22 protein-coding genes and 5 tRNA genes are annotated in these 19,884 nt (G+C 57.4%); 8 read left to right on the top strand and 19 right to left on the bottom strand.

Annotated features, from left to right (window positions below):
* Positions 1 to 290 precede the first annotated feature (290 nt).
* From J0F90_RS04135 to J0F90_RS04120, 4 genes are all read left to right on the top strand, one after another.
* The gene (locus J0F90_RS04135) at positions 291 to 1,055 is read left to right on the top strand and encodes a DUF481 domain-containing protein (protein ID WP_028127834.1); all 765 of its coding nucleotides are present in this window, start codon (positions 291 to 293) and stop codon (positions 1,053 to 1,055) included.
* Positions 1,056 to 1,298: 243 nt separating this feature from the next.
* A complete protein-coding gene (locus J0F90_RS04130) occupies positions 1,299 to 1,520 on the top strand; it encodes an HP1 family phage holin (RefSeq protein WP_016929019.1) in 222 nt (73 codons plus the stop codon).
* On the top strand, positions 1,504 to 2,019 hold the full coding sequence (locus J0F90_RS04125) for a lysozyme (RefSeq protein WP_033641290.1): 516 nt from the start codon (positions 1,504 to 1,506) through the stop codon (positions 2,017 to 2,019). Before J0F90_RS04130 ends, J0F90_RS04125 begins: the two co-directional genes overlap by 17 nt.
* A gap of 64 nt (positions 2,020 to 2,083) precedes the next feature.
* The gene (locus J0F90_RS04120) at positions 2,084 to 2,311 is read left to right on the top strand and encodes an ogr/Delta-like zinc finger family protein (RefSeq protein WP_021505301.1); all 228 of its coding nucleotides are present in this window, start codon (positions 2,084 to 2,086) and stop codon (positions 2,309 to 2,311) included.
* 143 nt (positions 2,312 to 2,454) lie between these two features.
* Here J0F90_RS04120 and rplS read toward each other — a convergent pair whose 3' ends face one another.
* From rplS to ffh, 5 genes are all read right to left on the bottom strand, one after another.
* Complete coding sequence (rplS, locus tag J0F90_RS04115; RefSeq protein ID WP_015376707.1) at positions 2,455 to 2,811, bottom strand: 50S ribosomal protein L19; 357 nt, start codon at positions 2,809 to 2,811, stop codon at positions 2,455 to 2,457.
* A gap of 48 nt (positions 2,812 to 2,859) precedes the next feature.
* Positions 2,860 to 3,627 carry a tRNA (guanosine(37)-N1)-methyltransferase TrmD gene (gene trmD / locus J0F90_RS04110; protein ID WP_033641288.1) on the bottom strand — a complete coding sequence of 256 codons (768 nt, stop codon included), beginning with the start codon at positions 3,625 to 3,627 and terminating at the stop codon, positions 2,860 to 2,862.
* Positions 3,628 to 3,679: 52 nt separating this feature from the next.
* A complete protein-coding gene (gene rimM / locus J0F90_RS04105) occupies positions 3,680 to 4,228 on the bottom strand; it encodes a ribosome maturation factor RimM (protein ID WP_019455135.1) in 549 nt (182 codons plus the stop codon).
* Between the two features lie 18 nt (positions 4,229 to 4,246).
* Positions 4,247 to 4,495: a 30S ribosomal protein S16 gene (gene rpsP / locus J0F90_RS04100; protein WP_004932501.1), complete on the bottom strand. Its 249-nt coding sequence runs from the start codon at positions 4,493 to 4,495 to the stop codon at positions 4,247 to 4,249.
* A 214-nt stretch (positions 4,496 to 4,709) separates the two neighbouring features.
* Positions 4,710 to 6,071, bottom strand: a complete 1,362-nt coding sequence (gene ffh / locus J0F90_RS04095; RefSeq protein WP_004932504.1) for a signal recognition particle protein — start codon at positions 6,069 to 6,071, stop codon at positions 4,710 to 4,712.
* A 169-nt stretch (positions 6,072 to 6,240) separates the two neighbouring features.
* Between ffh and J0F90_RS04090 the strand changes: the two genes are divergently transcribed.
* Together J0F90_RS04090 and J0F90_RS04085 are read left to right on the top strand one after the other, a co-directional pair.
* Positions 6,241 to 7,032, top strand: coding sequence for a cytochrome C assembly family protein (locus J0F90_RS04090; protein WP_004932506.1), 792 nt, complete (start codon positions 6,241 to 6,243; stop codon positions 7,030 to 7,032).
* Between the two features lie 42 nt (positions 7,033 to 7,074).
* A complete protein-coding gene (locus J0F90_RS04085) occupies positions 7,075 to 8,364 on the top strand; it encodes an HlyC/CorC family transporter (protein WP_016929024.1) in 1,290 nt (429 codons plus the stop codon).
* A 65-nt stretch (positions 8,365 to 8,429) separates the two neighbouring features.
* Here J0F90_RS04085 and luxS read toward each other — a convergent pair whose 3' ends face one another.
* The 11 genes from luxS to alaS all read right to left on the bottom strand — a co-directional run bounded on the left by luxS (position 8,430) and on the right by alaS (position 15,892).
* Positions 8,430 to 8,945: an S-ribosylhomocysteine lyase gene (gene luxS, locus J0F90_RS04080; RefSeq protein WP_004932513.1), complete on the bottom strand. Its 516-nt coding sequence runs from the start codon at positions 8,943 to 8,945 to the stop codon at positions 8,430 to 8,432.
* 166 nt (positions 8,946 to 9,111) lie between these two features.
* Positions 9,112 to 10,674, bottom strand: coding sequence for a glutamate--cysteine ligase (gshA, locus tag J0F90_RS04075; RefSeq protein ID WP_025301637.1), 1,563 nt, complete (start codon positions 10,672 to 10,674; stop codon positions 9,112 to 9,114).
* 82 nt (positions 10,675 to 10,756) lie between these two features.
* Complete coding sequence (locus tag J0F90_RS04070) at positions 10,757 to 11,185, bottom strand: YqaA family protein (protein WP_025159656.1); 429 nt, start codon at positions 11,183 to 11,185, stop codon at positions 10,757 to 10,759.
* Positions 11,182 to 11,748 carry a fructose-1-phosphate/6-phosphogluconate phosphatase gene (gene yqaB / locus J0F90_RS04065; protein ID WP_004932523.1) on the bottom strand — a complete coding sequence of 189 codons (567 nt, stop codon included), beginning with the start codon at positions 11,746 to 11,748 and terminating at the stop codon, positions 11,182 to 11,184. Before yqaB ends, J0F90_RS04070 begins: the two co-directional genes overlap by 4 nt.
* A 178-nt stretch (positions 11,749 to 11,926) precedes the next feature.
* Positions 11,927 to 12,003, bottom strand: a tRNA-Arg gene (locus tag J0F90_RS04060).
* Between the two features lie 73 nt (positions 12,004 to 12,076).
* Positions 12,077 to 12,153: transfer RNA gene (locus J0F90_RS04055), tRNA-Arg, on the bottom strand.
* Positions 12,154 to 12,205: 52 nt separating this feature from the next.
* Positions 12,206 to 12,282: transfer RNA gene (locus J0F90_RS04050), tRNA-Arg, on the bottom strand.
* A 61-nt stretch (positions 12,283 to 12,343) separates the two neighbouring features.
* A tRNA-Arg gene (locus tag J0F90_RS04045) sits at positions 12,344 to 12,420 on the bottom strand.
* A gap of 3 nt (positions 12,421 to 12,423) precedes the next feature.
* Positions 12,424 to 12,516 (bottom strand) — tRNA-Ser (locus J0F90_RS04040).
* A 310-nt stretch (positions 12,517 to 12,826) separates the two neighbouring features.
* Positions 12,827 to 13,012 (bottom strand): carbon storage regulator CsrA, encoded by a 186-nt coding sequence (gene csrA, locus J0F90_RS04035; protein WP_004091602.1) that lies wholly within the window; start codon positions 13,010 to 13,012, stop codon positions 12,827 to 12,829.
* A 252-nt stretch (positions 13,013 to 13,264) separates the two neighbouring features.
* A complete protein-coding gene (gene alaS / locus J0F90_RS04030) occupies positions 13,265 to 15,892 on the bottom strand; it encodes an alanine--tRNA ligase (RefSeq protein ID WP_033641287.1) in 2,628 nt (875 codons plus the stop codon).
* Here alaS and J0F90_RS04025 point away from each other — a divergent pair.
* Entirely contained in the window at positions 15,842 to 15,985 is a 144-nt protein-coding gene (locus J0F90_RS04025) for a hypothetical protein (RefSeq protein ID WP_162180460.1), read from the top strand. The genes alaS and J0F90_RS04025 overlap by 51 nt on opposite strands.
* Before the next feature lie 40 nt (positions 15,986 to 16,025).
* On the opposite strand, the gene recX is transcribed toward J0F90_RS04025, so the two are convergent.
* The 3 genes from recX to pncC all read right to left on the bottom strand — a co-directional run bounded on the left by recX (position 16,026) and on the right by pncC (position 18,263).
* Positions 16,026 to 16,538, bottom strand: a complete 513-nt coding sequence (gene recX, locus J0F90_RS04020; protein ID WP_028127836.1) for a recombination regulator RecX — start codon at positions 16,536 to 16,538, stop codon at positions 16,026 to 16,028.
* Positions 16,539 to 16,598: 60 nt separating this feature from the next.
* Positions 16,599 to 17,663, bottom strand: coding sequence for a recombinase RecA (gene recA, locus J0F90_RS04015; RefSeq protein ID WP_004932541.1), 1,065 nt, complete (start codon positions 17,661 to 17,663; stop codon positions 16,599 to 16,601).
* A gap of 111 nt (positions 17,664 to 17,774) precedes the next feature.
* The gene (gene pncC / locus J0F90_RS04010; RefSeq protein ID WP_016929029.1) at positions 17,775 to 18,263 is read right to left on the bottom strand and encodes a nicotinamide-nucleotide amidase; all 489 of its coding nucleotides are present in this window, start codon (positions 18,261 to 18,263) and stop codon (positions 17,775 to 17,777) included.
* 240 nt (positions 18,264 to 18,503) lie between these two features.
* Here pncC and J0F90_RS04005 point away from each other — a divergent pair, with 240 nt between their 5' ends.
* Complete coding sequence (locus tag J0F90_RS04005; RefSeq protein ID WP_033641286.1) at positions 18,504 to 19,883, top strand: MFS transporter; 1,380 nt, start codon at positions 18,504 to 18,506, stop codon at positions 19,881 to 19,883.
* Position 19,884: the final 1 nt, after the last annotated feature.

The raw sequence follows: 19,884 nt of genomic DNA, 5'->3' as shown, positions 1-19,884 counted from the left end.
ACCTTCACCACACCTTAACCATCCGGTCTAAGAAAAATGAATATATGTAAATTTATTTGTACACATGATTTTACAGCGAAGATACGCCGCCGATCTCGGCACCGACGCCTGTGCGAAGCAGGATCAGCACGAAATGCCGCCAAAAGCGATGATTTTAAGTAGAAGAAAAGCGAATAAATGAGGGATAAAAATTAAAAACTTAAGCTAATGGCGGCTATTTTTGTCGCCGAAATGAACCGATATAATGTGATCGTCATCAACAATAATTCCCCTTAACAACTGGATCCAAGATGCTCTCTTCTCGCGCTCGTCGCGCTTTTCCGCTGTATATTTGCTGCTTAACGACTTTCACCAGTGTTTCAGCCCTTGCCGACAATACGCTTTTCACCGCGATGGACGATCCGGCCACCGCCAAGAAACCGTTCGAAGGCAACGTGCAGGCGGGCTACAACGCCCAGTCAGGCAACTCGCAGAGCTCCACCCTATTGGCCAACACCAACATGACCTGGTTCAATAGCGACGCGGCGTACAGCCTGTGGGGGGCGGCCAACAACACCACCTCCTCCAACGTGCGCTCGTCCGAAAAATACCAGGCCGGTGGCCGTACGCGCTATAACCTGACCGATCGCAACTACCTGTTCGGTCAGGCCAGCTGGCTGAGTGACCGTTTCAACGGTTACGACTCACGCTCCACGCTGACCGGCGGCTACGGCCGTCAACTCCTTAACGGGCCGCTCAGTGACCTGCGGGTGGAATTCGGTCCCGGCGTGCGCCATGACGAGTACCATGGCGGCGGCCGTGCGACCAAGGGGCTAGCCTATGGTGCGGCCAACTATTCCTATCAGTTGACCGATAACACCAAGTTCATTCAGGGCGTTTCCGCGCTGGCGAACGAAGAAACCACGCTGAACTCGGAAAGCGCGTTGAACGTGGCGATCAACGATCGCTTCTCATTGCGCGTGGCTTACACCGTGACCTACAACAGCAAACCGCCGGCCTCGGCGCCGAAGAACACCGACACGACGACCTCGGTCACGCTGGTCTACGGCCTGTAATCTCCCCCCATTATTTCTCGAAGCCCATCATCGATGGGCTTTTTTTATGCCGGCCGCCCTCTTTTGCACAATCTGCTAAAAATATTCATCCCACCCATTGACGACTTTAGCAAATAGCTTAATACTGTATGCATATACAGTAATTATCATACAGACCAGGAGCATGATGGATATCGATAGCGAGCTCTCACGTATCGATGCCTCCGGCTCCCGAGATTCTGTAAACGAAGCGAGCATAAGGCTATGGAGAAAATCACCTCATTCATCACCTACGCCATGGCGCTGTTTCTCGCCTGGCTCGGCAAGCTGTCTCCGCAGGACATTGCCTTTTTAGTCGGTGCGGCGGTAGGCATCGGCACGTTTCTGGTGAACTGGTACTACCGACGTAAAAGCCTGCAGATCTTGAAGGCCATTGAGCGCAATGCGACATCTCGGAGGAACATTTACGATGAGTGCAACCGTTAAGCGCTGCAGCGTCGCCGCCGTTTTGGCCATCGCCGTGCTGTTGCCGTCATTTGGCGAGCTGCAAACCTCAGAAGTCGGCCTCAGGCTGATCGCCGATCTCGAAGGTTGCCGCCTGTCGCCTTACCAGTGCAGCGCCGGGGTGTGGACGCAGGGCATTGGGCACACCGCTGGCGTCATCCCTGGTAAAGCGATCGATGAACGCAAAGCCGCGATGGATTTGGTCGACGATGTTCGCCGCACCGAGCGCGGCATGGCCGCCTGTCTGCCGCAAACGCTCTCGCAACAAACCTATGATGCGGTGATCGCCTTCGCCTTCAACGTGGGTATCAGCGCCGCCTGCCATTCCACGCTGGTCGCGCTGCTGCAGCAGGGTCAGTGGCAGCAGGCCTGCGATCAGTTGCCACGCTGGGTTTATGTAAACGGAAAGAAAAACAAGGGGCTGGAACAGCGACGCGCCATGGAACGCGCACTGTGCTTGCAAGGCATTGCCTCATCATGACGGGCTCGCTCGCCTAAGTGGTGATGCCACAACAATTTCACTTAATTTGTTCAAGGGGGTTCTTATGATGCACTGTCCATTATGCGGTCACGTGGCCCACACTCGCTCCAGCCGCTATTTGAGCGAGTCGACCAAAGAGCGTTACCATCAATGCCGCAACATCAATTGCAGCTGCACGTTCGCCACGCACGAATCCGTCGCACGGGTGATCGTCAAACCTGGCGATGACATTATCCCGGCGCAGCCTCACCCGCCGGAGAGTCAGCAGAAACACAGCGCCGCAGCGCTGTAATGCAAAAAGCCTGCTTATGCAGGCTTTATTATGTTGGCGGTGCGCAGACGAAATCTCGCAAATGCAACCTGTCGAGGTTTTAAGATAAAAAAAGGGGTTGGCATAGGCCAACCCCTGATAACTATTAACTTTTGGATGCAGCGTTAGTTAACGCGGTTCAGACGCTCTTTGATACGAGCAGCCTTACCAGTACGTTCACGCAGGTAGTACAGTTTAGCTTTACGAACGGCACCACGACGTTTAACAGTAATGCTGTCGATTACTGGGGAGTGAGTCTGGAATACGCGCTCAACACCTTCGCCGTTGGAAATCTTACGAACAGTGAATGCAGAGTGCAGACCGCGGTTACGGATAGCGATAACCACGCCCTCGAATGCCTGCAGACGTTTTTTGCTACCTTCAACGACCCATACCTTCACTTCCACGGAATCACCCGGACGGAATGCAGGTACGTCTTGTTTCATCTGCTCTTGTTCAAGTTGCTTAATAATGTTGCTCATAATATGTCTCTTACCCTAGGTAAACTGATATATCGGTCCCGTCTGATGTCAGACGTTTCCTTCATAGTCCTGTTGCCTGGCCTGATGTTCCCGTTGGAACTCAGCCAGCAACACCGCTTGCTCGTCAGTCAGAGCTAGGCTTTCTAGAAGTTCAGGTCTTCTAAGCCAGGTTCGGCCCAGCGACTGCTTTAAGCGCCAGCGACGTATCTCGGCATGGTTGCCCGACAGCAGAACCGGCGGTACCTCCATCCCTTCCAACACCTCGGGGCGGGTATAGTGCGGGCAGTCCAGCAATCCGTCGGCGAAGGAGTCTTCCTCCGCTGAGGCCTGATGGCCCAGCACACCCGGTATGAAACGGGCGACTGAATCAATCAGGGTCATCGCCGGCAGTTCCCCGCCGCTGAGAACGTAATCGCCGATTGACCATTCTTCGTCAATTTCGGTTTGGATTACGCGCTCGTCTACCCCTTCGTAACGGCCGCACACCAGAATCATCTTCTGATTGGCCGCGAGTTCGCACACGCCGGTTTGATCCAGCTTGCGCCCCTGAGGTGACAGATAAATCACCTTTGCTCCCTCGCCTGCCGCTGCTTTCGCCGCATGAATGGCTTCCCGTAAAGGTTGCACCATCATCAGCATTCCCGGGCCGCCGCCGTAAGGGCGATCGTCCACGGTGCGATGCCGGTCGTAGGTGAAGTCGCGAGGACTCCAACACTGCACGCTCAGCAGGCCATTTTTTACTGCCCGGCCAGTCACCCCGTAATCGGTGATAGCGCGGAACATCTCAGGAAACAGGCTTACAATACCGATGAACACAAGCCAATCCCCTTACCGTTATTCCACTTGCTTCGACCGTTTGATCCGGGGGTCAAAAACCAGGATCCCAATCTGCCTCAATCACGCGGGCAGTGAGATCGACTTTCTTGATAACCTGCCCATGAAGAAACGGAATCAACCGCTCCTTCATGCCGAACGCATCTTTCAGGTTCGCTTTCACAACCATCACATCGTTCGAGCCGGTTTCCATCATATCAATGACTTTACCCAGCTCGTAGCCGGCGGTGGTGACTACCTGGCAGCCCATCAGGTCTTTCCAGTAGTAATCGTCACCCTCCAGCGGAGGAAGTTGCTCAGAATCCACCATAATCTCGCGATTAGTCAGCAGATTCGCCGCGTCCCGATCGTCAATGCCTTTGACCTTGATGATCAGATCCTGACTGTGGCGCTTCCAGTCTTCCAACTCGATATGCTGCCACTGACCCGCCTGCTGGATAAACCACGGCTGATAGTCAAAAATGCTTTCGGCGTTCTCGGTGGATGAAAACACTCTGAGCCAACCACGAATGCCGTAAGCGGAACCCATTTTACCGAGTACAATCGGCTGCTTAGGCGCTACCGGTTTGAGTTGCTTGCTCATTGCCACCACCGCGACAGATTAAGCTGCTTTCTTAGCGTCTTTGATCAGCGCGTGAACGCGATCAGAAACGGTTGCACCCAGACCAACCCAGTGCTCGATGCGGTCCAGGTCCAGACGCAGTGCTTCAGCCTGACCGGAAGCGATCGGGTTGAAGAAGCCTACGCGCTCGATGAAACGACCATCACGAGCGTTGCGGCTGTCGGTCACTACTACTTGATAGAACGGACGCTTTTTAGCGCCGCCACGTGCCAAACGAATTGTTACCATAACATCCTCTTTAGTTAATAAAACAGCCGGGCCCCATTGAGGGACGGGGCCCGGTTGCAATATAAAAAGCCCGAAAATTTTACTCATTTTGGCGCAAAAAGCAATCTAAAGCGTCGATCGCAGGGGACAACTTTTGCAGCCTGTCAAATTCCGGGCGGTTTTCACCGCGAACGGCGAATGCTGAAAGCGCCCGCACTCAGCGTGCGGGGGCCCGTCAGCGGCCTGGGAAGCCCGGCGGCATCATGCCTTTCATGCCGCGCATCATCTTCGCCATACCGCCTTTCTTCATCTTCTTCATCATACGCTGCATTTCGTCGAACTGCTTCAGCAAGCGGTTGACGTCCTGCACCTGCATGCCGGCCCCCATCGCGATGCGGCGCTTGCGCGAGCCCTTGATGATTTCCGGTTTGGCGCGCTCTTTCAGCGTCATCGAGTTGATGATCGCCTCCATGCGCACCAGCACTTTGTCGTCCATCTGCGATTTGACGTTGTCCGGCAGTTGGCCGGCGCCCGGCAGCTTGCTCAGCATGTTGGCCATGCCGCCCATGTTGCGCATCTGCTTGAGCTGCTCCAGGAAGTCGGTCAGATCGAAACCGTCGCCCTTCTTCAGCTTGTTGGCCAGCTTCTCCGCCTGCTCGCGGTCGACCTTGCTTTCGATATCTTCGATCAGCGACAGCACGTCGCCCATGCCCAGGATGCGCGATGCCACGCGATCCGGGTAAAACGGCTCCAGCGCTTCGGTCTTCTCGCCGACGCCAAGGAACTTGATCGGCTTGCCGGTGATATGGCGGATGGACAACGCAGCACCGCCGCGCGCATCGCCGTCGACCTTGGTCAGCACCACGCCGGTCAGCGGCAGCGCTTCGTTAAACGCCTTGGCGGTATTGGCGGCGTCCTGGCCGGTCATGGCGTCGACCACGAACAGGGTTTCCACCGGCTTGATCGCCGCGTGCACCTGTTTGATCTCGTCCATCATCGCTTCGTCAACGTGCAAGCGGCCGGCGGTATCGACAATAAGGACATCGTAGAACTTCAGCTTGGCCTGTTGCAGCGCGCGATTGACGATGTCGATCGGTTTTTCTTTGACGTCAGACGGGAAGAAGTCGATGCCGACGCCTTCCGCCAGCGTTTCCAGCTGTTTGATCGCCGCCGGGCGATAAACGTCCGCGGAAACCACCAACACTTTCTTCTTCTGTTTTTCTTTCAGGAACTTGCCGAGCTTACCGACGCTGGTGGTTTTACCGGCGCCCTGCAGGCCCGCCATCAGCACCACGGCCGGCGGCTGAGCCGCCAGATTCAGCTCGGTGTTGACTTCGCCCATCGCGGCGATCAGCTCGCCTTTGACGATCTTGACGAACTCCTGCCCCGGCGTCAGGCTCTTGTTGACTTCATGGCCAACCGCGCTCTCTTTGACGCGGTTGATGAAGTCGCGCACCACCGGCAGCGCGACGTCCGCTTCCAGCAATGCCATACGCACTTCACGCAGGGTTTCCTTGATATTCTCTTCGGTCAGCCGCCCGCGGCCGCTGATATTGCGCAACGTGCGCGACAATCGATCGGTTAAATTTTCAAACATCGTCTCATGCTCAACGTGTAATGACAGGCCGCTCCGGCGACACAATTGCGCCGATGATAACACGAAGCGCGCAGGATCTCTGCCTCAGCGTTGGAGATAGGTTGGAGTGAAACGCGCGCAACGCTATACTGACACTCCAATTAACCACGCCGAAGCAAAATTAAACGTTATGCCAGTTTTCTCCATTGTGGCTTTGATGGCCTACCTGCTCAGCCTTGGACTGATCATTCCCAGCTTGTTGCGGAAGAACAGCGCATACCGTCGGCTCGCCCTCGTCTCGGCGGTGGTGGCGTTGATTTGCCACGCCATCGCGCTGCAGCAGCGCATCTTTGACGTCAGCGCCGGGCAGAATCTCAGCCTGCTGAACATTGGTTCTATCGTCAGCCTGATCATCTGTTCGGTGATGACCTTCGTCGCTTCACGCGATCGCGGCTGGTTCCTGCTGCCGATCGTCTACAGCTTCGCGATGATCAATCTGGCCTTCGCCAGCTTCATGCCCGGCGAGTTCATCACTCACCTGGAAGCCAGCCCGGAATTGATGGTGCATATCGGCCTGGCGCTATTCTCTTACGCCACCCTGATCATCGCCGCGCTCTACGCCTTACAGCTCGCCTGGCTCGACTACCTGTTGAAAAACAAGAAGCTGACCTTCAGCGCCGACATGCCGCCGCTGATGAGCATCGAGCGCAAGATGTTCCATATCACCCAGATCGGCGTGGTGCTGCTGACGCTCACCCTGTGCACCGGCCTGCTGTACATGGATAATCTGTTCAGCAAAGAAAACGTGCATAAAGCCGTGTTGTCGATCATGGCCTGGTTCGTGTATATCGTGTTGCTGTGGGGCCATTACCATGAAGGCTGGCGCGGCCGCCGCGTCGTCTGGTTCAGCTTCGCCGGCGCCTTCCTGCTGACGCTCGCCTACTTCGGCAGCCGTCTGATTCAACAGGTGATGGTGCGCTGAGCCAGCCCGGTTCAACTTTCCCTCTCTATAAGGAATACTGCATTGGAGCATGTGTCGACGGGGACTCTCATCATTATCCTGGTGATCATGATCGTGGTCTCCGCTTACTTCTCCGCTTCCGAAACCGGCATGATGACGCTCAACCGTTATCGCCTGCGTCACCTGTCCAAACAGGGCAACCGCTCGGCGCGTCGGGTCGAGAAGCTGCTGCAAAAACCGGATCGGCTGATCGGCCTGGTGCTGATCGGCAACAACCTGGTCAACATCCTCGCTTCGGCGCTGGCGACCATCGTCGGCATGCGGCTGTATGGCGATCTCGGCGTGGCGATTGCGACCGGCATACTGACTTTCGCCGTGCTGCTGTTCGCCGAAGTGCTGCCGAAGACCTTCGCCGCACTCTATCCGGAACGCATCGCCTTCCCCAGCAGCGTCCTGCTGGCGCCGTTGCAAAAGGTGATGTTCCCGCTGGTCTGGCTGCTCAACGGCATCACCAGCCTGACCTTGCGCCTGTTCGGCATTCGCACCAACGTGCGCATCAGCGACGCCGTCAGCAAGGATGAGCTGCGCACCATCGTGCGTGAATCCCAGTCGCAGATCTCCCGCCGCAATCAGGACATGCTGATCTCGGTGCTGGACCTGGAAAAGGTGACGGTCAACGACATCATGGTGCCGCGCACCGAGATCGTCGGCATCGACGTCAACGACGACTGGAAGTCGATCATGCGCCAGCTGACCCACTCGCCACACGGCCGCATCGTGCTGTATCGCAGCTCGCTGGACGATGCGATCGGCATGCTGCGCGTGCGCGAAGCCTATCGCCTGATGACCGAGAAAAAAGAGTTCAACAAAGAGAACCTGCTGCGCGCCGCCGATGAGATCTACTTCGTACCGGAAGGCACGCCGCTCAACGTGCAGTTGGTGAAGTTCCAGCGCAATAAAGAGAAGGTCGGCATCGTGGTCGACGAGTACGGCGACATTCAGGGCCTGGTTACGGTGGAAGACATCCTCGAGGAGATCGTCGGCGATTTCACCACCTCGATGTCGCCGACGCTGGCGGAAGAAGTCACGCCGCAGAGCGACGGTTCGGTCTTGATCGACGGCACCGCCAACGTGCGGGAGCTGAACAAAGCCTTCAACTGGACCTTGCCGGCCAATGAAGCCCGTACCGTCAACGGTATGCTGCTGGAAGAACTGGAAGAGATCCCCGAAATCGGCACACGGGTGCGTATCGGCCATTACGATATCGACATCCTCGACGTGCAGGGCAACATGATCAAACAGGTGCGAGTCACGCCGATCACCTCGCTGCAGTCCAGCGTCGGCCATCACTGACCGCCGGCCAGAACGTAAAAAAGACGCGAAATCGCGTCTTTTTTGTTTCTGCGGGAAACGTACGGTCAGATATGCAGCTCCTGCAGCTTCTCTTTCGGCAGCGCCAGCTCGTCGTTGTGGTTCACCACCACGCCGTTATCCAGAATGTGCTTGGCGATTTCCTGCGCTTCTTCCAGCGAGTGCATGTGGTAGGTACCACACTGGTACTCGTTCAGCTCAGGGATCTTGCGCTGGTCGGTCACTTTCAGCACGTCGGCCATCGCCGCTTTCCAGGCATCGGCAACGCGCTGCTCTTCCGGCACGCCGATCAAGCTCATGTAGAAACCGGTGCGGCAGCCCATTGGGGAGATGTCGATAATCTCCACGCCCTGGCCGTTCAGGTGGTCGCGCATAAAGCCGGCGAACAGGTGTTCCAGCGTGTGAATGCCGCGTTCGGGCATCACTTCCAGGTTCGGGCGGCAAAAGCGCAGATCAAATACCGTGATGGTATCGCCATGAGGCGTTTTCATGGTTTTCGCAACGCGGACAGCCGGGGCTGCCATACGGGTATGATCGACGGTAAAGCTATCCAGCAATGGCATTTCGCTACCTCCTCGTAAAAGAGCATTTATTTCGAAACTTTTTTTCCTAACCGGGAAACCTTTTCCAACCCTGCGAGTCTGAGTATGTGAAAGACGCGCATTTGTTATCATCATCCCTGTCATCAGAGATGCATATTTGGCCACATTGATGTGGCCTTTTTCTTTTTCAGCTTCCGCCGTTTTGCTTCAGGAACGCTTCAAAGCTTAGCGTATCATTGGCTTCTATGTCGCGTTGACGCTGCCAAGAAGCTTCCCGCTCTTTATCCAGCTCGGCTTCGTTCAGGATTTCCAACGGCTCTTCCAGCAATGTCTGGCGATACTGCTCCGCCAGCTGCAGACCGACGCGCCCGGTGCCTTCCGCCTTCATCGCCTTCAGAATGCGCGCGGAGAAGGTCAGCTCAGGGTCGTCAAATGCGGCGACCAGCTCATCGCACACCTGCTGGTATTGACGGTTGCCGGCTTCGCCGTCCAACACTTCCGCGACCCGACGCAGATCGGCGAACAGCGCCTTGCCCACGTTTTCCAGCGGTTCATGGCTGGCGCCACAGCCGATGCCGATGGTCTGGCCCGGCTTGCGCCCTTCCAGAATCACCCGGTTCCAGTTCTTGCGCGTGCACAGCAGTTCATCGCTGCTCATCTCCGGCGCATCGGCCAGCGCGCACCACACCAGGAACAGATCCAGGAAACGCGCCTGCACCGCATCCACGCCGATCGGCGAGAACGGGTTGATATCCAGCGAACGCACTTCGATGTATTCGATACCGCCGCGCAGCAGCGCGTCTGACGGCGTCTCGCCGCTTTTGGTCACGCGCTTCGGCCGGATCGGCGCATACAGCTCGTTTTCGATTTGCAGCACGTTACTGTTCAACTGCAGGTAGCGGTCACCCTCTTTCACGCCCAGCTTGGCGAACTCTTCGGAAGGCGTAACGATCGCCCGCTTCAAACCGGCCACATAGCTGTGCAGATCGTTGAAGGTGATGCCCAGATTACTCTGCGACTTGTTGGTGTAACCCAGGTCGCTCAGACGCAGCGAGGTGGCGTACGGCAGATAGCACATCCCCTGCTCGGTGCGTTCGAACGGCAGAGTGGTCTCGCGTCCTTTGAGGAACGAAGAACAAATGGCCGGCGATGCGCCGAACAGATACGGGATCACCCAACCGAAACGGTAATAGTTGCGGATCAGGCGGAAATACCCCGCCGAGATCTGCTCTTTACCACTTTCTGCGTCCTGCACGCCAGCCCAGGCCTGCCAAAACTCCAGCGGCAGCGAGAAGTTGTAGTGCACGCCGGAAATGGTCTGCATCAACGCGCCATAGCGATTCTTCAACCCTTCGCGGTACAGCGTCTTCATGCGGCCGATGTTTGAAGAACCGAACTGCGCCAGCTCAATATCCTGCTCGGCTTCGATAAAGCACGGCATGCTGAGCGGCCACATGCGCTCATCGCCAATATTGCGCGCCACGTAGCGATGAATATCGCGCAGGAACGTCAGCAGGTGATCGATATTGTCATCAACCGGCGTAATGAACTCTAACAGCGCCTCGGCGAAATCCGTGGTGATCCAGTGGTGCGTCAATGCCGCCCCCAGCTTTTCCGGATGCCCGGTAGTCGCCAAGGTGCCGTTCGGCGTGACTCGCAGCGTTTCACGCTCGATGCCGCGACGAATGCCTTTTAATGCCTGAGGATGGGCTTCCAACCAAGAAAGCGCCTGTGATACGTCCGGGATCAAATTGACCTCCCGCTTCTAAAAACAATAACTCGTAAGCATACTGAATCCGCACCCGAGAGAATATTGAGTTATATTCACTTGGTTACTGCCACCAGGCGATGCCCTGTACCGTTATCATAGTCAAAACGATGTAACGCAGCGCCTTTCCGATACACAGAAACAGCGCGACAGAGCCCCAGGGCATGCGCAGCCAACCTGCCAACACGCACAACAAATCGCCCACCACCGGCACCCAACTGAGCAACAGCGCAGCCGGGCCGAAGCGTTGCAGCCACCCGAGCGCCGTTGCCAGCCCCCGCTGTGGTTTCAACGCCGGTAACAGGCGCCCGATAATGACATTGGTCAAGCCGCCCAGCGTGTTGCCCAGGGTCGCGGCCAGCACCAGCAATTCCGGCGAGACGCGACTCTGGGTCAGCAAAGCGACCAGAACGATTTCTGAATTTCCCGGCAGCAGCGTCGCACTGAGGAAGCTGCTGCCAAATAACGATATTACGGCTAGCGTACTACTCACAGCGTGCGAACGTCTACCACGTCCATACCGGCGCTTTTTGCCGCCTGGATGCCGAACTCAGCGTCTTCAAACACCACGCACTTCTCCGGCGGCACGCCGATAAGTTCTGCGCAGCGCAGGAAGGTGTCCGGCTCCGGTTTATGGCGCTGTACGTCGTCCGCACCGACGATCGCGTCGAAGCAGTTGAACAGGCCGAGATGACGCAGCAGCATTTCCGCCATGCGGTGCTCGCTGCCGGTACCGACCGCCATCGGACGGCGACCGTGATAGGATTTTACCACCTCGATCAGCGGCAACGGGCGCACGCTGTCCAACAGCATCGCCTCCACCGCGCGGGTTTTCTCCGCGGCCAGATGATGGGGATCGAGATCGGCCTGGTGGCTGGCGATAATCGCCTGTGCGATGCGCCAGGTCGGTGAACCGCTCAGCGCCACCATAGCCGCTTCATCAAACGTCATGCCATAACGCGACAGCACTTCACTCCACGCTTTGCGGTGCGTTGGCTCGGTGTCCAGAATCGTGCCGTCCATGTCGAAAATAAGACCCTGATAGCGGTCGTACATCGTTACTCCATGATCGTTGAGGAAAGAAAACTACTTTAGCGTAAAGCCGTTGGGTTGTCGCTGACTGCGTCATAGCGGAATGTGCTGTGATCGATCGAGTGCAAAGAAGGAAAGGGGTGAAGAGAGAATGGCTAAATGCTGAAAAACGAAAAACCCGCCAAGGCGGGTTTCTCTTAGATGGTGCATCCGGGAGGATTCGAACCTCCGACCGCTCGGTTCGTAGCCGAGTACTCTATCCAGCTGAGCTACGGATGCATGACTGTTTGCCGCTTGCCTGTTTCACGAATAACAGAAAAGCAAAAACCCGCTAAGGCGGGCTTCTCTTAGATGGTGCATCCGGGAGGATTCGAACCTCCGACCGCTCGGTTCGTAGCCGAGTACTCTATCCAGCTGAGCTACGGATGCATTACTATTTTTACCGCGTGCCGGCTTTGCTAATAAAGCCAGACTTGAAGAATGGTGCATCCGGGAGGATTCGAACCTCCGACCGCTCGGTTCGTAGCCGAGTACTCTATCCAGCTGAGCTACGGATGCACAGGAATTCTTTTTTGATACCGTATGGTACGTTGTTACTACCCCACCATACTGCAAAATATGGTGCATCCGGGAGGATTCGAACCTCCGACCGCTCGGTTCGTAGCCGAGTACTCTATCCAGCTGAGCTACGGATGCAAATGGCGGTGAGGCGGGGATTCGAACCCCGGATGCAGCTTTTGACCGCATACTCCCTTAGCAGGGGAGCGCCTTCAGCCTCTCGGCCACCTCACCATACGCTTCTTTCGAATTGTGCCTAACTTGCTTTGGATAAGCTCATCGGCACTGCGTGGCGCACATATTACTTTCTCCGACTTTTAAGTCAAACAATTTTTCCCAACTCATGCGCGTTTGCACAATTCGCACCCAACATGGGCGATTTCACGGCAAAAAGGGCGTTTTATCAACAGGCAACCGCAACGTCTGCAGCAATAAAGCAGGAAACTCACCGGGAAAATAATCACGAAAAAGAAGAGGGAGAGCGAAGGAAGTGGTTAAAACGATGCAGTAGCGTCTCGTCAGGCAACGAGACGCTGCTTCGGAATCAGTAAGTCGTCTGCTGAGACTTCTCTGCCTGAATGCGCTGATAGATTTCTTCACGGTGAACCGAAACCTCTTTGGGGGCGTTCACACCAATACGCACCTGGTTGCCTTTTACCCCTAGCACAGTGACCGTGACCTCATCGCCAATCATGAGGGTTTCACCAACTCGACGAGTCAGAATTAACATTCTTTGCTCCTTGAAAGATTAAAAGAGTCGGGTCTCTCAGTTTCCCCGTCATTATCCATCATATGTGGTGAAAACGTAAGCCGCGCAATCCACAATAAGTGTAAGCAGACTTGGTCCCACCTCAGATAACGGTAAGTTTAGCCGACCTGAAAAACTTTGTTCCCGCAATTGTAACTAAATTGTGTTAGCACAGTATGAAAACGCCATAATCAACAAAGTATTATGGCGTTTGTGCGTGCTATTTATTTATGTTCACAGCTTCGAGGCCACCCAGGCTTCTACACTGTTTAACGCCGCTGGCAGGGCGTTGATATCCGTCCCCCCCGCCATCGCCATATCAGGGCGACCACCGCCCTTGCCGCCGACCTGCTGCGCCACGTTGCCGATCAACTCGCCGGCTTTCACGCGGTCAGTCAGATCCTTGGTCACGCCCGCGACCAGGCTGACTTTGTCATCAGCCGTCGTTGCCAACACGATAATGGCCGAACCCAATTGATTTTTCAGGTCATCCACCATGGTGCGCAGCATTTTAGCTTCGACATTGTCCAACTGGCTGACCAACAGCTTCACGCCGTTAACCACTTTCGCCTGGCTGGACAGCGACGCGCTTTCCTGCGCCGCCTGCTGATCTTTCAGCTGCTGCAGTTCTTTTTCCAGCGCGCGGGTGCGATCGAGCACCGAGCGCACTTTATCGGTCAAGTTGTTGCTGTCGCCCTTCACCAACTGCGCAACGTCTTGCAACAAATCGCTTTGCTGGTGCAGCGTGGCGATAGCGCCAGCGCCGGTTACCGCTTCAATACGGCGGATGCCCGCCGCGGTGCCCGACTCGCTCAGAATGCGGAACAGGCCGATATCGCCGGTGCGGCTGGCGTGGGTGCCGCCGCACAGCTCGGTGGAGAAGTCGCCCATGGTCAGCACGCGCACGTTGTCGTCGTACTTCTCGCCGAACAGCGCCATCGCCCCCTTCTCTTTGGCATCTTCCAACGCCATCAGCTCGGTCTGCACCGGCAGGTTACGACGCACCTGCTGGTTAACCAGATCTTCCACCGCGCGAATTTGTTCCGGCTTCATCGCTTCAAAATGCGAGAAGTCGAAGCGCAGGTATTTGTCGTTAACCAGAGAGCCTTTCTGCGCAACGTGCTCGCCCAACGTTTGGCGCAGCGCGGCGTGTAGCAGGTGGGTCGCGGAGTGATTCAGGCGGATGCTGTTGCGGCGCTCGGCGTCGATCTGCGCGTCCACGCGATCGTTCAGCTTCAGCGAACCTTGCGCCAGCTTGCCTTGATGGCCGATAGCCTGACCGTATTTCTGGGTGTCGTTGACCACAAACTCGGCGCCGGCGGCTTTCAGCACGCCTTTATCGCCGACCTGGCCGCCGGATTCACCGTAGAACGGCGTCTCGTCCAGCACCACCACCGCCTCTTCGCCGGCGTTGATCTGATCGACAGGCTGGCCGTCGCGGAACAGTGCGATGACCGTCGCCTGCTGCTCGTCGTGATCGTAGCCGCTGAACTGGCTGCTGCCGTCCACGCGGATCAGGCTGTTGTAGTCGGCGCCGAAGCCGCTGGATTCGCGCGCGCGGCGACGCTGCGCTTCCATCGCTTCTTCAAAGCCCGCTTCGTCGACTTTCAGACCGCGTTCGCGGCAGACGTCAGCGGTCAGATCGACCGGGAAACCGTAGGTATCGTACAGACGGAAAGCGGTTTCGCCGTCCAGAGTATCGCCCTGCAACTTGGCCAGCTCTTCGTCCAGCAGCGCCAGACCACGCTCCAGCGTGCGGGCAAACTGCTCCTCTTCGGTTTTCAGCACCTGTTCCACCAGCGATTGCTGGCGTTTCAGCTCGTCGGCCGCCGGGCCCATCACTTCGATCAGCGGCGCTACCAGCTTGTAGAAGAAGGTATCTTTCGCGCCCAGCATGTTGCCATGGCGGATCGCGCGGCGAATGATGCGACGCAGCACGTAGCCGCGGTTTTCGTTAGAGGGGATCACGCCGTCAGACACCAGGAAAGCGCAGGAACGGATGTGGTCGGCAATAACGCGCAGAGATTTGTTGTCCAGATCGGTCGCGCCGGTCACTTTCGCCACGGCGGCGATCAGGGTGCGGAACAGGTCGATCTCATAGTTGGAGTTCACATGCTGCAACACCGCCGCGATGCGTTCCAGACCCATGCCGGTATCCACCGAAGGTTTCGGCAGCGGCAGCATGGTGCCGTCGGATTGACGGTTGAACTGCATGAAAACGATGTTCCAGATCTCGATGTAACGGTCGCCGTCTTCTTCCGGGCTGCCTGGAGGGCCGCCCCAGATGTGATCGCCGTGATCGTAGAAAATCTCGGTGCACGGGCCGCATGGACCGGTGTCGCCCATCTGCCAGAAGTTATCGGAAGCGAAAGGCGCGCCCTTGTTGTCGCCGATGCGGATAATGCGCTCCGCCGGTACGCCGATTTGCTTCTGCCAGATGTCGAACGCTTCGTCATCGGTTTCATACACGGTGACCCACAGTCTCTCTTTCGGCAGGTTGAACCAGTTTTCACCGGTCAGCAGTTCCCACGCGTAGCTGATCGCGTCGTGCTTGAAGTAATCGCCGAAGCTGAAGTTGCCCAGCATTTCAAAGAAGGTGTGGTGACGAGCGGTATAACCGACGTTTTCCAGGTCGTTATGCTTGCCGCCTGCGCGCACGCAGCGCTGCGAGGTGGTGGCGCGGGAATAGGCGCGTTTGTCGAGCCCCAGGAAAACATCCTTAAATTGGTTCATGCCGGCATTGGTAAACAGCAATGTCGGATCATTGTTAGGCACCAGGGAGCTGCTTGCTACAACCTGATGACCCTTACTATGAAAGAAATCGAGAAACGCTTGACGGATCTCAGCGGTGCTCTTGCTCATAATTTTCCTGGAAAGGCTAGAATAACGACACGTGAGCCGGTGGCGCGTCATCCCGACGATGACAACCAGCTCACGAACAAAAAGTGGGGATAAGATAAATTTTCTTCAGAGGGAAGTAAAACCCCGTGTGCGCTCATTGCGCAAAATCACGGTAAATTGACTGAATTTCTTCCTGGAAGAAGCCGCGATAGAGCAGATAACGCTGCACTTTGGCTTTCTCTTTCCAGTCGGTTGGCAACGCATCGCCAAATTTTCGCTGCGCCACCTGTTTCGCCTGTTCGCACCAGTCGATATCGCATTCCGCCAGCGCGTCCTGCACCAGCGCTTTATCCACGCCCTTTTGCATCAGTTCGCTGCGGATGCGCTGCGCGCCATAACCTTTGCGGCTGCGGCTGCCGATGTAGCTGTGGGCGAAACGCTTATCGTCCAGCCAGTTGTGCTGGTAACAGTAGACGATAACCTGATCGATCAGCGCAGGATCCACCGGCTCTTCGGCCACCGTCGGCGATGTCGGCGCATGCGGCCCCTTGCCACCAAACCGGGCTTTCGCCACAAACGGCTGCGCCGCAAGTTTGCGGCGCAGTTCAGCTTCACTATGATCGCGTTGCGACAGCAGGCGCATGGCGCGGCTTAGCAAGTCATTCATCATTCAAGCCTGAATTCAGAGGATATGCGCCACATAAACGGCGGCGCACATCTTCAGCGATTAGAACTGCTCGCTGGTTTCCGCTTCGTCATCTTCGAAGTCGTCACCGGAGGCAGCCACCAGCTCACCGCCGCTGTGCAGCAGCAGGTCGCGCAGCTTCTTATCCAGCTCGGCGGCGATAGCCGGGTTTTCTTTCAGGAAGTTACAGGCATTCGCTTTGCCCTGACCGATCTTCTCGCCGTTATAGCTGTACCAGGCGCCGGCTTTTTCGATCATCTTGTGCTTCACGCCCAGATCGACCAGTTCGCCACGGCTGTTGATGCCTTCGCCGTACATGATTTGGAACTCAGCCTGTTTGAACGGCGCAGCGATTTTGTTCTTCACCACTTTCACGCGGGTTTCGCTGCCCACCACTTCGTCGCCTTCTTTGATGGCGCCGATACGACGGATATCCAGACGCACCGAAGCGTAGAACTTCAGGGCGTTACCGCCGGTCGTGGTTTCCGGGTTGCCGAACATCACACCAATTTTCATACGGATCTGGTTGATGAAGATCAGCAGGGTATTGGCATTTTTCAGGTTGCCGGCCAGCTTACGCATCGCCTGGCTCATCATGCGCGCCGCCAACCCCATGTGCGAATCGCCGATTTCACCTTCGATTTCCGCCTTCGGCGTCAGCGCCGCCACGGAGTCGACGATGATGACGTCAACCGCGCCGGAGCGGGTCAGCGCATCACAGATTTCCAGCGCCTGCTCGCCGGTGTCCGGCTGGGAGCACAGCAGGTTGTCGATATCGACGCCCAGCTTTTTCGCATAGATAGGATCCAGCGCGTGCTCGGCATCGATGAACGCACAGGTTTTGCCTTCGCGCTGCGCGGCGGCGATCACCTGCAGCGTCAGAGTGGTTTTACCGGAGGATTCCGGGCCGTAAATTTCGACGATGCGGCCCATTGGCAGGCCGCCGGCGCCCAGAGCGATATCGAGTGACAGTGAGCCGGTGGAGATCGTTTCCACGTCCATGGAGCGGTCTTCACCCAGGCGCATGATGGAGCCTTTGCCGAACTGTTTCTCAATCTGGCCCAGTGCCGCAGCTAACGCCTTTTGCTTGTTCTCATCAATAGCCATTTTTGCTCCTTCGTTTCGCAATGCCGGTGTTACCCCACACTGCCACTGAATGTATGTTGTGCAGGAAATGTCACTAATTATACTGTATGGTCATACAGTATCAAGCCTAATTTACAAAAATTCGTCGATGGCGGTTTGCAGCGCGAAAATCGTCGCCTGCAGCCGCACCGCGTCGCGGTCGCCCTCGAATTGCATCTTGCGCGACAGCCCCCGGCCATCGCTGCCGGCGAAGCCGAACCACACGGTGCCGACCGGCTTTTCCGCGCTGCCGCCGTCCGGGCCGGCGATGCCGCTCACCGACAGCGCCAGATCGGCCTGCGCCGCCCGCAGCGCCCCAATCGCCATCTCGCGCACCACCTCTTCGCTGACCGCGCCGTACGCCGCCAACGTCGCTTCGCTCACCCCCAGCAGATCATGTTTCGCCGCATTGCTGTAGGTGACGAAACCGCGATCGAAATAGGCGGAGCTGCCGGCGATATCGGTAATGGCCTTGGCAATGCCGCCGCCGGTGCAGGATTCCGCGCAGGTGATCCAGCGGCCCTGAGCCTTCAGTTTCTCCCCTGCCAGCACGCTGAGCCGGCGCAGTTGGTTTTCACTCATAACCCCTCCCTTGCGAATTCAGATATATGCGCCCGATAGTAGCATTTATCAAGGCGCTGCAGCGGCTGGCGCGTGGAAATGCGCAGCGTCTCGCAGGAGGTGCGGTTTTAAGCGCCCGGCCAAGCTGCTAGTATCAAAAGAAGCGCCCCATCGAGCGGCGGCGCACCAGCACAAGGAACATCACGGAGGCGGCACGCTGCGGCGGCCTCAGGGCGCACCAGAAGAGATTAGGATGATAGCGTGAAAAAAACGTTGGGCGTATTCTTGCCGTTGTACACCACCACCCTGCTGCTGCTGTTGGGCTCGGGCCTGCTCACCACCTACGTCTCGCTGCGGCTGACCTCCATCCACGTCAGCAGCGCGCTGATCGGCGCCATCATCGCCGCCAACTACATCGGGTTGGTGATCGGCGGCAAGGTCGGCCACTTTCTCATCGCCCGCGTCGGGCATATCCGCGCCTACGTGGCCTGCGCCGGCATCATCACCGCTGCGGTGCTGGGGCACGGCCTGACGGCGTTCATTCCCGCCTGGGTTGCGCTGCGTCTGGTGATCGGGTTGTGCATGATGTGCCAGTATATGGTGCTGGAAAGCTGGCTGAACGACCAGGCGGAATCCAACCAGCGCGGCATGGTGTTCGGCTTCTATATGGCGGCGACCTATCTCGGCATGTCGCTGGGCCAGATCGTGCTGATGCTGCAAAGCAACCTGGGCATCACCACGCTGCTGGTGATCGCGCTGTGCTTCGCGCTTTGTCTGGTGCCGATCGCGCTTACCACCCGCACCAATGCACGCCACATGTCGCCGGCCCCGATGGAGCTGCGTTACTTTGTCGGCGCCATTCCCAAGGTGCTGGCCACCACGCTGGTGATCGGCATGGTGGTGGGCTCGTTTTACGGCCTGGCGCCGGTCTACGCCAGCCTGCAATCCTTAACCACTCAGCAAACCGGCCTGTTCATGGCGCTGGCCATCTTCGCCGGGCTGATCGCGCAGTTCCCGCTCAGTTGGCTGTCGGATCGCTATAATCGCCCGTTGCTGATGCGCCTCAACGCCATTTTGCTGATCGTGGCGGCGCTGCCGCTGGCGCTGCTGCCGCACATCGATTTCCCGCTGCTGCTGGCGGTCGGGTTCGTCGTCAGCATGTTGCAATTTACGCTCTACCCGCTGGCGGTGGCGCTGGCCAACGATCTGATCGAGCCGGAACGCCGCGTCTCGCTGGCCGCCTGTCTGCTGATGGCGTTCGGCGTCGGCGCCAGCATCGGGCCATTGGCGGTCGGCGCGCTGATCGAACCGCTGGGCGGCAATATCCTGTACGCCTTTTTCGCCCTGTGCGGCGTGCTGCTGGCGGCCCTCAGCCGCACGGCGAAAGCGGAAGAACCGCAGCTGGCGCAGGACGCGCCGGTGCCCCACATCCCGCTGCCAGACAGCCTCGCCAGCTCGCCGCTGTCGCCGGCGCTCAATCCGACCTTCGATGAGCAGATCATTCACGACACCATGCCGCCGCCGGAAGCGGCGCCCGAGGTCGACGAGCCACAGCCTGAAGCACAAGAGGCGGAGCCCTTGCCTCAGGGCGCCGATCCTGAAGAAGACACCGGCCTGAAAAAGGCGCACGCCATGCTGTAAA

The organism is Serratia marcescens subsp. marcescens ATCC 13880 (assembly GCF_017299535.1).
Taxonomy (GTDB): Bacteria; Pseudomonadota; Gammaproteobacteria; order Enterobacterales; family Enterobacteriaceae; genus Serratia; species Serratia marcescens.
This window is presented reverse-complemented; position numbering and strand designations above follow the sequence as displayed.

Coding starts and splice junctions, on each gene's coding strand:
- pncC (WP_016929029.1), bottom strand. CDS start 18,263: ATGAGTGAAAACCAACTGCGCCGGCTCAGCGTGCTGGCAGGGGAGAAA.
- J0F90_RS04135 (WP_028127834.1), top strand. CDS start 291: ATGCTCTCTTCTCGCGCTCGTCGCGCTTTTCCGCTGTATATTTGCTGC.
- ffh (WP_004932504.1), bottom strand. CDS start 6,071: ATGTTTGAAAATTTAACCGATCGATTGTCGCGCACGTTGCGCAATATC.
- J0F90_RS04130 (WP_016929019.1), top strand. CDS start 1,299: ATGGAGAAAATCACCTCATTCATCACCTACGCCATGGCGCTGTTTCTC.
- recA (WP_004932541.1), bottom strand. CDS start 17,663: ATGGCTATTGATGAGAACAAGCAAAAGGCGTTAGCTGCGGCACTGGGC.
- yqaB (WP_004932523.1), bottom strand. CDS start 11,748: ATGTACGACCGCTATCAGGGTCTTATTTTCGACATGGACGGCACGATT.
- rplS (WP_015376707.1), bottom strand. CDS start 2,811: ATGAGCAACATTATTAAGCAACTTGAACAAGAGCAGATGAAACAAGAC.
- J0F90_RS04125 (WP_033641290.1), top strand. CDS start 1,504: ATGAGTGCAACCGTTAAGCGCTGCAGCGTCGCCGCCGTTTTGGCCATC.
- J0F90_RS04025 (WP_162180460.1), top strand. CDS start 15,842: ATGAAAGAAATCGAGAAACGCTTGACGGATCTCAGCGGTGCTCTTGCT.
- rpsP (WP_004932501.1), bottom strand. CDS start 4,495: ATGGTAACAATTCGTTTGGCACGTGGCGGCGCTAAAAAGCGTCCGTTC.
- recX (WP_028127836.1), bottom strand. CDS start 16,538: ATGAATGACTTGCTAAGCCGCGCCATGCGCCTGCTGTCGCAACGCGAT.
- alaS (WP_033641287.1), bottom strand. CDS start 15,892: ATGAGCAAGAGCACCGCTGAGATCCGTCAAGCGTTTCTCGATTTCTTT.
- luxS (WP_004932513.1), bottom strand. CDS start 8,945: ATGCCATTGCTGGATAGCTTTACCGTCGATCATACCCGTATGGCAGCC.
- rimM (WP_019455135.1), bottom strand. CDS start 4,228: ATGAGCAAGCAACTCAAACCGGTAGCGCCTAAGCAGCCGATTGTACTC.
- csrA (WP_004091602.1), bottom strand. CDS start 13,012: ATGTTAATTCTGACTCGTCGAGTTGGTGAAACCCTCATGATTGGCGAT.
- J0F90_RS04120 (WP_021505301.1), top strand. CDS start 2,084: ATGATGCACTGTCCATTATGCGGTCACGTGGCCCACACTCGCTCCAGC.
- J0F90_RS04090 (WP_004932506.1), top strand. CDS start 6,241: ATGCCAGTTTTCTCCATTGTGGCTTTGATGGCCTACCTGCTCAGCCTT.